This window comes from Microbacterium oxydans (genome assembly GCF_000956525.1).
Classification (GTDB): Bacteria; Actinomycetota; Actinomycetes; order Actinomycetales; family Microbacteriaceae; genus Microbacterium; species Microbacterium oxydans_A.
Map to the genome: position 1 here is coordinate 856,759 of NZ_JYIW01000026.1, position 16,071 is coordinate 872,829.

Here is a 16,071-nt window from a genome sequence, read left to right on the forward strand (position 1 = left end):
CATGAGCACCTCCACGAGCACCTCGAAGGACAGCGTCGCACCTGCGGCACACACCCACTTCCAGGCCGCAAACTCACGGCGAGTTGCCGAAACCCCCAGCGGACTCATCCGTTGCGAAGACGTCAACGTGTATTACGGCGACTTCCGGGCCGTCACCGGCGTCAACCTCGACTTCGGACGCAACGAGATCACCGCGCTCATCGGCCCCTCCGGTTGCGGCAAATCCACGCTCCTGCGCTCCCTGAACCGCATGAACGACCTCGTCGACGGCGCACGCGTCGAAGGAAACGTCATCTTCCAAGAGGAAGACATCTACGCGAAGGGCGTCGACCCCATCGAGGTCCGACGACGCATCGGGATGGTCTTCCAGAAGCCGAACCCGTTCCCGAAGTCGATCTACGACAACATCGCCTATGGCCCTCGCGTCACAGGGATGAAGGTCGACAACATGGATGACCTCGTCGAGGAGGCGCTGACACGCTCAGCACTCTGGGGCGAAGTGAAAGACAAGCTGAAGCAGTCGGCGTTCGGACTCTCCGGTGGACAGCAGCAGCGTCTGTGCATCGCGCGCACTATCGCGGTGCAGCCCGACGTGATTCTCATGGACGAGCCGTGCTCGGCTCTCGACCCCATCGCCACCTCGCGGATCGAAGACCTCATGCACGAGCTGCGCCAGGACTACACAATCATCATCGTCACCCACAACATGCAGCAGGCGGCTCGAGTCGCTGACCGCACCGCGTTCTTCACCGCTCTGGCCGACGAGACCACCGGAGATCGCACCGGAGTCCTGGTGGAATACGACCTCACCAAGAACATCTTCGAGCAGCCGCAGGACCAGCGCACGGAGGACTACATCAGCGGACGATTCGGATGACCTCCCTGTCTAGTGCTGATCCGCGGTTCGTTCTGCACGGGCGCAGTTCGGAGATCCTTCGTGGGAGCTTCGCTGAGTTCAGACATGCAGGCGTCCCGATAGCGGTGCACGCTGAGATCGTCGATGCGCTGGCAGACTTGGCCCACGACTACGAGGCGTCGCTAGTCCTCGCCGGCGGGGAGTCGGTTGAGCGGCTGGCGGCCATCGTGCAGATCGCCGAGCCGGTGTGCGGAGGGCCGATCTTCTTCGGGGTGAGCGAAGACACGGAGACGTCGATGATTGAAGCCGCGATGCGGGCAGGAATGCGTGGCACCATCCGCCTCCCCATCACCCCCGACCGATTGCGTGAATTGGCCCGCTTGCACCCACGGACAGGCCCGCTGGACCGCACCCTCCGATTCGGGGAACTGACCCTCGACATCACGCACCGCAGCCTCCGTTGGCAGAAGCATGCGCTGTTGCTTCCCCCGCGCGAATTCGAACTCCTGCATCAGATCATGCGCGCGTACCCGGAGAGCGTGAGCATTGACACACTCGCCCTTGCGTTCGGCTCTGACCTGGAGGATCCGCACGCTTCTGTTCGCGTCGCCATGACAAAACTGCGGGCCCGGTTGGCGACTTTCGCCCCCGCACAAGCCCTCATCGAGACGGTGCGAGTGGCCGGCTACCGGCTCGCGTCCTGAGGCTCCACTTTGAGCTCGACCAGGAGCTGAAGCACCCGGGCGCGAATGTCGTCTCGAACGCCACGAAGACCGTCGTCATCGAGTTCCAACGGATCTGGTAGATCCCACTCCATGTAACGGCGCCCGGGGAAGACGGGGCACGCATCCCCACACCCCATCGTGATGACGTAGTCGGCGGCACGCACCACTTCGTCGGTCAGCGGTTTCGGGAACTCGCCCCAGAGCTCCACGCCCACTTCTTCGAGTGCCGCGGCAACACGAGGGTGTGCGCCCTCCGCCGGTGAGGATCCAGCCGTGCGCACGTGCACACGGCCGCCAGACAGGTGGCGGAGTAGGGCTCCAGCCATCTGCGACCTCCCCGCATTCTGCACGCACACAAACAGGACCTCAGGAGTATCACGCAGAACCAAACCCTGACTCGTTGCCAGCGCATCCAGGCGGTCGGCCGCGTACCGGGCGGTCATAGTCAACAGGTGCTCGCGCACTCGCGTCCGCTGGCTCAGGAGGAGGTAACTCTGAGCGACATAACCCGCCACTGTCTCGCGGCTGAACGTCGAGCTGAATCGGTACGAGAGGTCGTCAACGATGGTGGACACAGCGCGCGGCAGAGCCGTGACGGAAGCCTCGGGGGTCGTCGGCTCAATCGACTCACTCGCCAGCAATCTCCCGAACCGGACCCAGGCATCGGCTGTCGGCACCCAGACATCGCCATCGCTACGGATGAGATCAACGAGCTCCAGCGAGTGAACCGCCTGCTCTACGACCGATAGATCGGCGTTCAGGACAGCCGCGATCTCCGGGGCTTTGATCCCGGAGGCAAGGGCACTGAGAACGCGGAGCGTATCGGGGTTGCCGAGGACTGACACTTGACCGGCCCGTTCCCGGGCAGCCTGCTCCCCGAGGGGGCTCCCCACTCGGTGCGGCGACCCCTCATTCATCGGAGGAAGTCCTCGACGGCGCTACGGCGCGTCGGGTGCACGGAGAGCCAGCCGAGCTTGCCGTCCTGCTCGCGTGCCAGGAACCCGTCGTCCAACAGAATGCGGACGTGATGGGTCACTGTCGGCTGACGCAACCCCAACGCCTCCGCTAGTTGGCCCACGGTCGCCCGCTCGTCAGCCGATCCCAGAATGATGCTCAAGATCTGCAACCGCGTCGGATCGGCGACCGCCCTCAACGTCCGGGCCAGTTCTTCGGCAGCACCACGATTGAGCGCCCCTCCAACCGGAGGCTTAGATGCGCGCTGAGTCGACACCGTTTCAGTCTACGTAACCAGGACCGTCAGCCCCCGAGATTGCGTAGATTCTGCGGAACCGCGTGAAGGCACAGCACAACTCTGAAGATCGAACGCCCGGTCAGGCTGGAGGCCCCCGCCTCAAACAGATTCACGAGGCAGCGGACCGTGGCCACTGACGGTGGTCGGCAGAGCGGTCTCACTCCATCCAATCAGGTGCAACTCCGCCGGCATGGTCTTGTCTCCTCGGCCCGCGAATGAATCATTACCGAATCGGTGCGGGGCCCGGGCCGGATCTCATCGCCCTGTCTTGGAGCAACTTCGACTGTTCTTACTGCGGCCTGCATCTGATCGGTCCCTTCGAGCACGTCAGAAACAGCGTGGATGCCCGCGGCCAGCTCGACGACCTCCTACGTGAGGCTCGGCATGCTGCACGGGCCTGGAGCATGCCGACGACCGTGACCGATACGCGTCGTACTGACGAGCATCACGCTCGGCTAGTCTCCAACCATGGGTCTACTCGACTGGATCGGGCGGCGACGACCACCGGCGGTGAGCCCGGGCCGCGCCGGAACCCCCGTCAAGCCGGTTCTCGCGTCGCGGCGCGAGACCGCGTCGGGAATCACGGTCTCTGCCTATACGGCCGGAGGGCCTCCCGACGGCTACGTCTCGCCGTATCTATCAGCGGATGAGGCCGAGGAGCTCGTGCACCTGGACGACCGAGGTTTGCCCAACCTTCACGTGGTGGAGTTCCGAGGCGAATGGTGGCTGGCGGAGACGTCAACCGGGCGGCTAGTGAACGCTGGGTCCCGGGTGCTGAGACGTATGGGGATCTGGAGCGTGCGCGTCCGTGGTGACGAGCACGCACCTGGCACCCTTCGTATCGGCCCGGCACGCCTGGTTCGAGAGCCGGATAACGAGTTCGACGCGAACGCGGTCGCGATCTATCAAGATGGGATTCGTTGTGGGTACTGGAACAAGGGCGCTGCCCGCTCGTTGGCGAAGATCCTCGACAACGGCCAGGAGATGTCGACGTATGCCATCTCCGCCCGTCCCCCGAAAGTGATTGCGGCGGAGCAGCGGGTTCTCACGCACCTCGTGGGGAGATTGCGACCATAGGCACTCGCCGGTGGTCTGGGAGAACTATTCATCTCGGGATTGCACTGCGTCAGCTCATCGAGGCCGGCCTTGCTACCCGCGAGCAGCGGGGCCGCTGGGCCAACTTCCGCGTCGTTCCCGGCGGTTGACTCCGGAGATACGGCATAGCCCTCGCCCTGGCGGTCGCGGGCGACTAGTTGCCCTGCAGCGCACGGGTCGCCATGTACTCCTCCGCGGCGGGCTCCAGCTTGAAGTCGAGCAGCTCGACGGAGTGCGCCTTCAACACCTCGCGCACCTCAGTTGGTGTGGTGCGGAAGTACTCGCGGCGCAAGTTGATCTGATTGATGCGTCGGTCCGCGAAGTGCTGGTGCAGCATCGCTTCGATGCTGACCGCATCATCAGCGAAGAACAGCGCGTGAACGTCGAACCGGAAGGGCACGGACGCATCGCCGAGTTCGTTGACGCGGTCCATCGGTTCGAGACGCCGGGTGAGGCCGATCTTCACAACGTCGGGCCCGAACGAGCCGACGTTGCTGATGACGTACACGTAGCCGGCGCGGATGTTGGCTGCACGGTAGTCGACGTTCTCGATGGCGTGTTCGACATCGGCGAGGCGCGCTCGCATGCGCTCCGCACCTTCGAGGTCACCGTTGGCTTCTAGGGCGGCGATGGTGTTCGCGTAGTGCCCGCGTTCCTTCTCGAGGCGCGCCTTCTCTGCGGCGAGTTCCTTCTCCGCCTTGCGCTGCTCCCGAAGCTCTTCGCGGTGCGCGCGGTCTGCTTCTTTCTCCTCTTGAACGGCACGGAGATGCCGGTTGGCGAGTTCAAGCTCGCGGAGACGAAGCTGGTGGAAGTACGACGTGATGCTCAGGTCGATCATCGTGCCGAGACGAGCGATCTGCTCCTGCGCCGTGGTGAGGCGCTTCTGAGCGGTGGCCAGGTTCCCGGCGCGGACCGCCTTGACGCAGTTCTCTGCTTCGGCGTTGTAGGAGCGGAGCATGAGCTTCGACATGTCTCGAACGAACTTGGCACCCTTGGCCGTGCTGTTGTTGAAGGTGAAGTTGCTCGTCGCCTGCGTGGCCCGGCCGGCGCGGACGGCGGTCTTGATATCTGCGCGCAGTGCTTCGAGCTGCGTGGCGAGAGCGACCGAGTCCTCGGCGGGATGCTCGTAGTCGTAGAGACCGAGCTCCTGGACCTCGACGGCTCCGCGCAGGTCCAGGAGCGAGGCTTGCGTAGACGCGATGTCCGCCTGACGGGATGCGAGCTCCGCCGAGGCGGCTGCGACCTGTCCGCGAACGCCATCGACTTCCTGGTTGAGGTGGCGCTTCAGCTCGTCGAGGGCGGCGACCTCCTGCAGCCCGTACTGGTCGATGAGGCCTTGGAGTCGCGCGACCTCGGAGCGCAGCTTCTCAGCGTGCTTGCGTGCGCCGACCAGTGGGATGTTCTCGAGGACCAACGCGTTCTGTCCTCCAGCCGCCGGAGCAACCGTGTCAGATACCTGCTCAACGACGGGAGCGTGCTCCACCGGGGTCAAAGTGCCCGCCGACGGTGAAGCGATTGCGCGAGCTTCTGCGCGACTGCGGGCCAACGGGGCGATGGTCTGCGCACCGCCGGCGAAGACGTGCTCCGTCCATACCGCACCGTCCCAGTACCTCTGCTCGAACTGCCCAGAGGGATCCGGATGCCATCCGGCCTGTACCGTCTTGCTAGTCATTTGCTCAAGCTAGCGCACAGATCACGCTGGCCCGAGACTCGCTGCTCCCGTGCCCAGCGACCTTCTGCACATTGGAGGCTCGGGACATGGACGACGCGTACAGACATATTCCGGAATATAACGAATCCGCGTCGTTCGGGCCGGTCGGACTCCTTTGATGCCCTCAGTTCTATGCGCGCCGATAGATTCAGCCCGATGGGGACTCAGAACTCGTGCACTTGCGGACCGGCCGACGGCGACATCCCTGAACCGTTCTTGAAGGTCATTCACGACGTCGAAGACCCCACGCCGAGAATGATTGGTCTCCACGCAGGATTTGAGTTGAGCACCTGGCGTGCGAGTGCGCTGGCTAATCACATCATGGACTGGGTTCTGGACTTCGCACTTCGGCCGGAGGAACGCGAGTATCTTGCTCCTGGCCGAGCCCGCGCAACGATGAAGCGTGCGATCAGGGCCACCTTCGGAAACGGCAACGACCGTGGGCTGCCCGGCGAGATCCTCCTTCATGCGATCTGTCGGCAGCTGTACGGCAGCAGCACCGTTCTCAACAAGATCTACTTCAAGACAGCCGACAACGACACGTATAAGGGCTTCGACAGCGTCCATTGCGTCCACACGGTCGACGGCAACCTCGAGCTGTGGCTCGGCGAGGCCAAGTTCTACCGGAGCGCCAAGAGAGCCATCGACCGGGTGATCGCCGACTTCGATACCCATCTCGAGGCGGACTACCTGCACACTGAGTTCGCTATCGTCTCGCAGAAGATCTCGGCCTCCCATCCTCACGCCGAAGACCTGCGCAAGCTCATGCATCCAAACACCTCTCTCGACGAGGTGTTTGACAGGCTGGTTATCCCCGTGTTCATCACGTATGACAGCAAGGTCACCAATGCACACTCGAAGGACTGCCCTGAGTTCTTCGATGAGATCAGAGATGAACTCGACGCCCTCCATGACAAGGTCACTTCAGCGTTCGGGGACGATCTTCCGGTCAGCGTGCGCGTCTTCTTTCTACCGCTCGCCGACAAGGCCGGGCTCCTGCAAGCTCTGGAGAAGGAACTCGCGCCATGGAAATGACCTTCAGGCAGGCTCGCACACTGCTGAAGAAAGGTCTCCTCTCGGACGATAACGCCTTCGAGGTACTCGGCGCTCTTGGCAGAGAGACGAGCTTTGGTAATCGGGACGCTGCACGCGACGCGATCTTCTGGGCTCTGGGTCAGAGGACGGCGATTCCGGGGGGTCTCTCACCTCTCATGGAGTCTCTGCTTCGCGAGCACGGCTTGTTCCCCTATGTCCAGGATGTCCTCGACATGCCTCTCGGCGACCGTCTTGCCTACGCGGCTCATCGTCCAGATGCTGATATGGGGCGAGATCTCGTGTTCCACGCGGAGCAGGCGAAGGTCTACGAGCACCTGCGCGCGGGCGAGAACGTCGTGCTCTCGGCACCGACGTCATTCGGTAAGAGCCTCATCATCGACGCCTACCTCGCTGAGAAGTCGTTCACCAACGCTGTCATCATCGTTCCGACTCTCGCCCTCATGGATGAGTGCCGACGGCGCCTCACTCGACTCCCCGGAGACTTCAAGGTCATCACTCACGGCTCGCAGAAGCTCGGCGAACGGAACTTGTTCGTCATGACGCAGGAGCGATTCATCGAGCTCGATGCGCTGCCACAAATCGAGTTCTTTGTCGTCGACGAGTTTTACAAGCTCGATCCTTCTCATGGAGATGTCGAACGTTCCGCTGTCCTCAACATCGCCCTCGATACACTCCTCGGCACTGGCGCGCAGTTCTACTTGCTCGGGCCAAGTGTCGCGAGCATCAGCAAGCTCGCTGAAGCCCGGCTAGACACGACGTTCGTGCATCACACGGACTTCACCACCGTGGCCACCGACGTTCGCCGCATCGAAACGGAAGACCTGACGGAAGCGGTGCCGGAGATCTGCCAAGAGCTCGACGGCGGCACCCTAATCTTCTGCCGTAGCCCGAAGAGAACCCGCGAGGTCGCCGAGTGGTTGCTCGCGCGCGGGGTCGGCGGCGGGCATAACCTAGAAACGGCAGCAGACTGGATCGGCGAAGCGTTCCACGAAGAATGGACCCTCGCCAAGGCTCTGAGACAAGGCATCGGGATCCATCACGGAAAACTCCCTCGTGCGCTGGGGCATCACATGGTGCGGCTATTCGAGGAGGGGCGACTTCCCTACCTCATCGTGACCAGTACGCTCATCGAAGGCGTGAACACCTCAGCCCGCAACATTGTCATCGTTGATCCGACCGTTTCGACGTCAAAGTACGACAGGTTCACCTTCAATAACATCAGCGGCCGGTCAGGTCGAATGTCCAAGCACTTCGTTGGCAGAGTAATCGTGTTCAACGAGCCGCCAGCCGACGACGGCACGGCTGTAGACATCCCAGCCCTGAGCCAGTCCACTCGACTGGACGACGCCGTCCTTCTCCAGCTCTCGGAGTCGAGCCTCTCCGACGGCGCGCTGGAACGGCTCCGCGAGATCGAACGCACCTCTGCTGTGAGCCTGTCCACCCTAAGACGCAACAAGGGCGTTCCAGTGGCAAAGCAGATGGAGGTGGGCGCCGCGCTGCGCGACAACCGGCAGCGGTGGCAACCCGCGCTGTCATGGCGAACTGGCGTCCCAGGCGTAGAAGAGGTGAAACGCATGGGGGACGTCCTCGTCCAGCTCACAGGTACCGGTAACGTCGTAAGGAGCGGGAAGCAGCTCAGCGCCAGGATCAACATGCTCCGCCACCAGGGAGGAGACGTCGCGGCGCTCGCGCGGCAAGAGATGGAGCGGAACGGCAAGTCAGCCGACGAGGCCATCGAAGACACGCTCGACTTCGCCCGGAACTGGATGCAGTTCAAGATCCCTCGTGCCTTGATGACCGCGACCTCACTCGGACAGGACGTTTGGGGGCCTGCCACGAAGGTGTCGAACCCGCTCGCATTCGTGGCGCAGCTCGAAAACATGTTCATGCCGCCCTTCGTCGTGATGCTCGAGGAGTATGGCTTGCCCACCTCCACAACGATGAAGATCAAGGATCAATTGGGGCTCGACTCGGCCGAGAGCCTCGACGAGGTCTTGGATCGTCTGCGCGAGGTACGACAGGTGCCACGAACCATGGGGCCATTCGAGCGCGAGATGATCGTCGACACCATCCGTACGATCTGACTCGGCTCGGAGCATCCTCAAGACCGCTTCGTTCCCTCCGAGGTTTGAGGGTTACCAAGAGTCCTGGCATACGCTGACCCGGCGTCTCTCTTCCTGCAAGGTGGGGTCGGCCCTCGTCGTTCCCTAAGACTCTTCGTGAACTTCTTCGAAGATGCCGACCCACTCGTAGGTGCCCGCCTTCATCTCGGCGTTCAGTCGGTCACGGCGCTCACGCTGTGTGACCCACTTCACCGGTTCGTAGGTAAGGAGACCTCGCCCATCACTCGAAGCAAGTGCTGGACGCGTGCCATCGAAGTGGATCTCCGTGCGGTACGCGCATATCTCGACGTCGTGACCGATCTTCGCAACGTTACGGTCGGCGTCCCACTCGACCGAGTGTGCAGGAGTCCTGCGAAGGTGACCCACCAGGAGGTCTGCGTCCGCACCGCTGACCATCTGAAAGAGTGCCACCAGCGCTCCCTCAACTCGCTCCGTAGACGCGCGCGATGGAAGCACAGCGAGCGGTTCCCCCTGAGGCGTACCGGGCTCGTTCTGAGAAGCCCGCGCACCGCCACGACCCCAGGAGATCACCCAGGCCCGAGTTCGGCGCGACGATCTGGTTCTTGCCATCTCCTCAACCTAGAGCAGTCATCCTACGATCCGACGACTTGGGCAGCGACGCGAGGGACCCGTACGGAAGCCAGCGACTGTTGAGATCCCTGTATGTGCGCGCTGAAGATGACGACGTTGCGAGAGATAGAGGATTACGAGGGAGGTTGCAGAGGATTGGTCTCGTAATTGCGGCCGTACAACCCCGGAATCACGGGTCAAAACACCTTCCGCGTACAACCCACACACATCCACGAAAAGCCTCGCCCGATCGGGCGAGGCTTTTCGCATCCGGGTCAATCCGCTTGGCGATCCAGATCGTCGCGCTCGGCGAACGGTACGTCCCGCGCATCGGTCAGCGTCGACGGGACCGGCTGAGGATCGAAGCGCGCGAGCGCGAACTCCACACCGTCGCACTCGAGGTCCGAGAGACCGGTGGATCCGACGACACGGATCAGGCCTTCCGGGATGCGCTCCAGGCGGTACTCGATCCCGAACGCGCCGGACGACTGGTCCGAGGCCTCGAGCGCGAGCGACGCCCCGACGCACGCCTGCACCCTCGCGTGCGCGGGATCGGCTGCATCAGCGATCACCTCGATGGGGGCGAACGGCATGGGACCGGCGACGGTCACCGTGCGGTGACCGTTCTTGAGCTGCGAACGGGCGTGCGCCACGCCATCGCTCCGTACAGCGAGACCCGTGGTCCGGATCAGCTCCGGCAGGTTGAAGTCGTTCTGGTTCTGTGCGACCGCCTGGGCTTCGAGCGATGCCCGTGTCGCCTGCACCCACGGGTCATCCTCCAAGCCGCCGGAAGGAGCCGAGCCCGACTCCCACTCGATCGAAGGATACGGCTGCGGCTGGGGGATCTCAGGGCGACAGCCGACCAGGCCGATCGGCAGCGCGACGAGCACAGCCAACGCAGCTCCGATCTCGCGGAGGGGTCGTCGATTTCGAGTCGCGGGCCGGACGCGGTGCATGGAGCTCCGATCGATTCGAGCTGGCGGGAGGTGCACAGCTCCTCCAGGCTACAAGCGGCATCCCCGCGTCCACGATGGGCACCTCTCCCCATGCGCGTGCCGAACGGTGTCCGATGGCGCTGACTTCGAAGCCCCCAGCAGCACGTGATGGAGCAGCGGATTCGCGGGACGAGCCCGGTGAGGATGGTGCGCGGCCCGACCGCTCAGGAGGCAGCGCCCGCGCCCCGTGGGAGCACGGTCAGGACACGCTGGATGTGGTCACGGAACTCGCCCATGAAGCTTCGCAAGAACTCCGCGGTCCTCGGATTCGAGACGCCGCCGTCCTCGTCGAAGTCATCCGGGTTGAATTGGATGTACGCCTCAGGTGCCGTCATCTGGCGGGCGTTGCAGAAGCTGAGCACACCCCGGAGGCTCTGCTGCGCGAGTGCGGTCCCGATCGCCCCGACGGATGCTCCGATCACAGCCGCGGGGATGTGGTCGAACGAGTTCTGTCCCCACGGCCGAGAGGCCCAGTCGATCGCGTTCTTCAGTCCGCCGGGAATCGAGCGGTTGTACTCCGGCGTGACGAACAGGACGGCATCCGCGCCGGCGATGGCCGACTTCAGCGCGAGCGCCTCCCGCGGATAGTCCGCATCGAAGTCCTGACTGTACAGCGGCAGATCGCGGATGGGGATCTCGAAGAACTCCAGGTCGTCCGGCGAGACGCTGATCAGGCCATGAGCGAGCACACGGTTGATCGACGTCGACGACAGGCTTCCGACGAAGTACCCGACCTTGAATGTCATGATCTCTCCCTGGATTGTTCAACTCGGCGAGCTGCTTGCTGTGGGGCCATCCTCCCCCGCCCGCTCGCGTCGATCAACGGCATCACGCGTCCGTCCCGACCCGGCACCGAGGCTGATGGTCGAGAGCAGGCCGAGCGCGAGGAAGCCAGCCGCCGTCCAGGCGGCGTACCGAGTGCCGTCCGAGAACGCCTGCTTCGCGTCGCCCGCGATCGCCGCCGTCTCGGGGTTCGCCTCGAGCCCGGCGATCGCCCCGCCGGCGCTGTCGACCACAGCCGAGACGATCTGGTCGCGCTGCGCAGCGGGGAGCCCTCGATCATCGAGGGCGGAGCCGAGCAGACCGGCGGTGCTGCTGAACAGCACGGTGCCGAGGATCGCGACGCCGAGCGCCGCACCGAGCTGGCGCGACGTGGACTGGGTGCCGGAGGCAGCGCCGCTCTCAGCGACCGGTACGTCGGCGAGCACCACGCCGGTGAGCTGCGCTGTCGCCAGCCCCACCCCGAGCCCGTACACGAACAGGAACGGGAGCAGCGGCACCCACGACGCATCCGGCCCGATGACGAATCCGACCCCGGCGACGCCGATGATCTCGGCGATCAGCCCGACTCGCACGACCCACACGGGCGCGAGCTTGCCGCTGGACGCACCGGCCACGCCACTCGCGACGAACGATCCTCCGGCGAGCGCGAGCAGCAGGAACCCGGTGTGCAATGCATCGAATCCCAGCACGAACTGCAGCCACAGCGGGAGGGCCAGGATGATGCCGAACTCGCCCAACGACACGACGGCCGCTGCGATGTTGCCGTTGCGGAACGACGGGATGGAGAACAACCGGAGGGCGAGCAACGTCGACTTGCCGGCTCGTTCCCGGTGCACGCCCCACACGATGAACGCGATGAGCGATGCGATGGCGAGCAGGAAGGCGAACGGGATCGGCGACAGGTCGAGCGGCCAGGTCCAGTCGCCGAGTTGCGGCCGCTCATCGACGAGCCACCAGCCGTAGGTGCGTCCTTCGATCAGCCCGAACACCAGGCTTCCCATCGCGACGACCGAGAGCACGGCGCCGACGACGTCGATCCTGGCGGTGCGTTCGCTGCGCGACTCGGCGACCGTCAGCAGCACGCCGATCACGATGATGATGCCGAGCGGGATGTTGATCCCGAACGCCCAGCGCCACGAGAACGCCGTCGTCAGCCAGCCGCCGAGCAGCGGCCCGACTGCGGCCATGCCGCCGATCGTCGATCCCCAGACGGCGAATGCGATTCCCCGCTCGCGTCCACGGAACGTCGCATTGATGATCGACAGCGTCGTCGGCAGGATCATCGAACCGCCGACGCCCTGCACGAGCCGGGCGAGGATCAGCATCCCGCCGTCGGGCGCGAGCGCCGCGAGCACCGACGCTGCCGCGAAGACGACGACACCGATGAGCATGACCCGTCGCCGCCCGAACCGGTCGGCGAGGCTGCCGAACACCAGGAGGAGGGCGGCGAAGACGAGCGTGTACGCCTCCTGCACCCACTGCACCTCGGTCGAGGTGATGCCGAGATCGTCGACGATCGCTGGGATGGCGACGTTGACGATCGTCGAGTCGACGATGATCAAGGAGACGGCGATGCTGATGAAGACCAGCCCGACCCACCGCAGGCGAAGTTGCTTTTCCACAATCGCTAGCTTAGTTAGCTAAATTGGATTCGGGTAGCTCTTCCCGGAATCGACCGCGCGCCGCTGAGCGCGCGGCCCGCACCCTCAGCGTCCGACTGCGGCGAGCGCGGCCAGCGGAATCGCCGTCCACGTCGGCCGATTCCGCTTCTCGTACACGGCCTCGTAGACGGCCTTGTCCGCCACGTAGGCATCGAGCAGCACGCGATGGTCTGCGACCGCATGGTCATCCCGCTGACCGAGCGCATCGATGTACGCGTCGAGGAAGTGCTGGCGGGCGCGCTGCGACCATTCGCGACCCCTGGCATGGCGAAGTTCCTGTTCGTCATCGTCAGCACCGCCCTGCGACATCTCGACCACACCGGGGGCGTAGTCGAACGAACGGAGCATGCCGGCCACATCGCGCCATGGCGAATCGGGCAGTGCGCGCTCGTGGAACGGCCGACCCGGCTCACCCTCGAAGTCGACGATGCGCCATCCGTGCGCGGTGCGCAACGTCTGACCGAGGTGCAGGTCGCCGTGCACGCGCTGCACGTCGATGCCGCCGAGTGCGGCCACCGCACGATACGCGGCGCGCAGCGGCTCCGCGTACTGTTCGAGCTCGGGCACCACCGGCAGGGCGCGGTCGAGCCGGTCGCTCATGGCACGCGCGAGGGCAGCCGTGGCATCCGATCCTCGACGCTCGTCCGGGAACCGATCCCGCAGCGACGCGTGCACCTCGGCCATCGCCGCACCGAGCCGTGCCGCTTCACCGGCGAAGTCGCCGCCGGACTCCTCGACGCTCTGGGTCGGGTCGGCCAGCAGGGTCCGTACGCTCCCCGTCGCGAGCTCGAAGCCGTCGGCAGCGGTGCGCAGGAACTCCTGCAGCATCGCCAGCTGCACGACCTCGCCGTCGACCTCCGCCTCGATCCAGCCGTACAGATCAGCGATGTGCTCAGACCCTCCGCGGGTGAGCTCCTCGTGGATCTCGATGTCGGGATTGAGCCCTGGACTCACCTTGCGGAACACCTTCATGATCGCGGTGTCGTCGAACCGGATCGACGAGTTGGACTGCTCCCCCGACATCGTCGATGCCCGCAGCTCCGGATCCAGCGCATCCGAATCGGGCACCCGCTCGAACCGCAGCCCGTCGATCACGGTCTTCCCATCACGCTCGGCCGCGACGAATCCGTCGAGCCACAACGCCATCGCCTCACGGTCGTGCACCGCGTCATACAGGTGCCGAGCCTCTCCCGCACCTTCGATCGATCCGACGAAGGCATGGCCGATCCGGTCCTGATGCTCCACGTAGCGGGCGAGCGGCACCTGGTAGAGCTCACTGCCCCCCTCATCGTCCGAGTACGACACCGTCACGAGGTAGACGCCGACATCGGGACGCTCGCCGCCGCCGGGCAGCTCCGCCAGTGCACGCACCTCGGTCACCTGGAACGGGCGACTCTTGCCGGCGAACCAGCGAGTGCGCACGAGGTAGTCCTCCAGCACGCCGTGCTCGATGATGCTCACAGTGTCCCCACTTCGTCGGCATCCGCTGCCGGATCCTGCAGCTGGAACCAGAAGAACCCGTGGCCCCCGAGGGTGAGCAGGTACGGCAGCTCACCGATCCGCGGGAACGGCACCCCGCCGACGAGTTCGACCGGAACGAGCCCTTCGAATCGTCGGAGGTCGAGCTCGACCGGCTGCGGGAACTGCGAGAGGTTGTTGACGCACAGGATCACGTCGACCGTGCCGTCGTCGTTCGTGTGCTCGCGCGTGTACGACAGCACGGCGGGGTTCGAGCCGCCGAGGTCGTTGAAGCTGCCGAGTCCGAACGCCGGATGCTTCTTGCGGGCGTGGATCATGAGTCGCGTCCAGTGCAGCAGCGACGAGCGGTCCTCCTGCTGCGCCTCGACGTTCACGGCGAGGTATCCGTACACCGGGTCCTGCACGACCGGCCGGGTGAGCTTCCCGGGGTTCGCGGTCGAGAATCCCGCGTTCCGATCGGACGTCCACTGCATCGGGGTGCGCACGCCGTCTCGATCACCGAGCCAGATGTTGTCGCCCATGCCGATCTCGTCGCCGTAGTACAGCACCGGCGACCCGGGCAGCGAGAGGAGCAGCGCGGTGAACAGCTCGATGCGGTCGATGTCGTTGTCGAGCAGCGGTGCGAGCCGACGACGGATGCCGATGTTCGCCTTCATCCGCGGATCCTGGGCGTACTCGCTCCACATGTAGTCGCGGTCCTCATCCGTGACCATCTCGAGCGTCAGCTCGTCGTGGTTGCGCAGGAAGATGCCCCACTGGCATCCCGACGGGATCGACGGCGTCTCGGCGAGGATCTCGCTGATGGGATAGCGCGACTCCCGGCGGACCGCCATGAAGATGCGAGGCATCACCGGGAAGTGGAAGCACATGTGGCACTCGTCGCCGCCGACCTCGGCGTCGCCGAAGTAGTCGACGACATCCGCAGGCCACTGGTTCGCCTCGGCGAGCAGCACGCGACCGGGGTAGTTCCGGTCGACGAAGCGGCGCACCTCGCGCAGGAATTCGTGCGTCTCCGGCAGGTTCTCGCCGTTGGTGTCCGGGCGTTCGAACAGGTACGGCACAGCATCGAGCCGGAATCCGTCCAGGCCCATGTCGAGCCAGAAGCGCATGGCGTCGATGATCGCCTCCTGCACCTTCGGGTTGTCGAAGTTCAGGTCGGGTTGGTGCGAGAAGAAGCGGTGCCAGAAGTACTGCTGTCGCACCGGGTCCCAGGTCCAGTTGCTCGGCTCGGTGTCGACGAAGATGATGCGGGCGTCCTGGTACAGCTCGTCGGTGTCGCTCCAGACGTAGAAGTCGCCGTACGGTCCGTCCGGATCGCTGCGGCTGGCCTGGAACCACGGATGCTCGTCGCTCGTGTGGTTCATGACGAAGTCCACGATCACCCGGATGTCGCGCGCGTGGGCGGCATCGAGGAAGCGCTGGAAATCGGCGGTGGTGCCGAGATCTGACTGGATGCCGGTGTAGTCGGCGACGTCGTAGCCGCCGTCGCGCAACGGCGACGGGAAGAACGGGGGCAGCCAGAGGCAGTCCACGCCGAGCCACTGCAGGTAGTCGAGTTTCTCGATCAGACCGCTGAAGTCCCCCGAGCCGTCGCCGTCGCCGTCCTTGAACGAGCGCACCAGCACCTCGTAGAAGACCGCGGTCTTGAACCACTCCGGTGCCGGACTTCCCGGGGTGTCCGGGAATGGTTCCTGGGTGAGGATCGGGATGGATGCCGTCTGCGGAGCCGGTTCTGCAGCATTCGTCATGCGCTCACGGTGCCACA

Annotated in this window: 14 protein-coding genes; 5 read left to right on the top strand and 9 right to left on the bottom strand. The window is 64.7% G+C overall.

The features are described from left to right. The first annotated feature begins 1 nt into the window (after position 1). Positions 2-877, top strand: a complete 876-nt coding sequence (pstB, locus tag RS83_RS16765; protein WP_045280583.1) for a phosphate ABC transporter ATP-binding protein PstB — start codon at positions 2-4, stop codon at positions 875-877. Positions 878-981: 104 nt separating this feature from the next. After that, positions 982-1,560: a winged helix-turn-helix domain-containing protein gene (locus RS83_RS16770; protein WP_197072147.1), complete on the top strand. Its 579-nt coding sequence runs from the start codon at positions 982-984 to the stop codon at positions 1,558-1,560. Here the strand turns inward: RS83_RS16770 and RS83_RS16775 are convergent. Continuing rightward, positions 1,542-2,426, bottom strand: coding sequence for a low molecular weight phosphatase family protein (locus RS83_RS16775; protein WP_231587802.1), 885 nt, complete (start codon positions 2,424-2,426; stop codon positions 1,542-1,544). The genes RS83_RS16770 and RS83_RS16775 overlap by 19 nt on opposite strands. A gap of 68 nt (positions 2,427-2,494) precedes the next feature. Next, positions 2,495-2,812, bottom strand: coding sequence for an ArsR/SmtB family transcription factor (locus RS83_RS16780; protein ID WP_045280585.1), 318 nt, complete (start codon positions 2,810-2,812; stop codon positions 2,495-2,497). A gap of 489 nt (positions 2,813-3,301) precedes the next feature. Here RS83_RS16780 and RS83_RS16785 point away from each other — a divergent pair, with 489 nt between their 5' ends. Beyond that, entirely contained in the window at positions 3,302-3,910 is a 609-nt protein-coding gene (locus tag RS83_RS16785; protein ID WP_156153240.1) for an HIRAN domain-containing protein, read from the top strand. Positions 3,911-4,082: 172 nt separating this feature from the next. On the opposite strand, the gene RS83_RS16790 is transcribed toward RS83_RS16785, so the two are convergent. Continuing rightward, entirely contained in the window at positions 4,083-5,600 is a 1,518-nt protein-coding gene (locus tag RS83_RS16790) for a DUF4041 domain-containing protein (protein ID WP_045280587.1), read from the bottom strand. 195 nt (positions 5,601-5,795) lie between these two features. Between RS83_RS16790 and RS83_RS16795 the strand changes: the two genes are divergently transcribed. Both RS83_RS16795 and RS83_RS16800 read left to right on the top strand, forming a co-directional pair. Further along, complete coding sequence (locus tag RS83_RS16795; protein ID WP_052679153.1) at positions 5,796-6,674, top strand: DUF1837 domain-containing protein; 879 nt, start codon at positions 5,796-5,798, stop codon at positions 6,672-6,674. Then, entirely contained in the window at positions 6,665-8,779 is a 2,115-nt protein-coding gene (locus tag RS83_RS16800; RefSeq protein ID WP_052679154.1) for a DEAD/DEAH box helicase, read from the top strand. Before RS83_RS16795 ends, RS83_RS16800 begins: the two co-directional genes overlap by 10 nt. Positions 8,780-8,902: 123 nt before the next feature. Here the strand turns inward: RS83_RS16800 and RS83_RS16805 are convergent, their stop codons facing one another. The 6 genes from RS83_RS16805 to treS form a co-directional block, all read right to left on the bottom strand. Further along, on the bottom strand, positions 8,903-9,229 hold the full coding sequence (locus RS83_RS16805) for a hypothetical protein (protein ID WP_156153241.1): 327 nt from the start codon (positions 9,227-9,229) through the stop codon (positions 8,903-8,905). A 434-nt stretch (positions 9,230-9,663) separates the two neighbouring features. Continuing rightward, positions 9,664-10,284: a hypothetical protein gene (locus tag RS83_RS16810; protein WP_156153242.1), complete on the bottom strand. Its 621-nt coding sequence runs from the start codon at positions 10,282-10,284 to the stop codon at positions 9,664-9,666. A 263-nt stretch (positions 10,285-10,547) separates the two neighbouring features. Continuing rightward, a complete protein-coding gene (locus RS83_RS16815; protein ID WP_197072164.1) occupies positions 10,548-11,132 on the bottom strand; it encodes an NADPH-dependent FMN reductase in 585 nt (194 codons plus the stop codon). Between the two features lie 15 nt (positions 11,133-11,147). Further along, on the bottom strand, positions 11,148-12,788 hold the full coding sequence (locus tag RS83_RS16820; RefSeq protein ID WP_045280591.1) for a DHA2 family efflux MFS transporter permease subunit: 1,641 nt from the start codon (positions 12,786-12,788) through the stop codon (positions 11,148-11,150). A gap of 84 nt (positions 12,789-12,872) precedes the next feature. Beyond that, the gene (locus RS83_RS16825; protein ID WP_045280592.1) at positions 12,873-14,288 is read right to left on the bottom strand and encodes a maltokinase N-terminal cap-like domain-containing protein; all 1,416 of its coding nucleotides are present in this window, start codon (positions 14,286-14,288) and stop codon (positions 12,873-12,875) included. Then, on the bottom strand, positions 14,285-16,054 hold the full coding sequence (treS, locus tag RS83_RS16830) for a maltose alpha-D-glucosyltransferase (RefSeq protein WP_082071709.1): 1,770 nt from the start codon (positions 16,052-16,054) through the stop codon (positions 14,285-14,287). Before treS ends, RS83_RS16825 begins: the two co-directional genes overlap by 4 nt. Positions 16,055-16,071 lie beyond the last annotated feature (17 nt).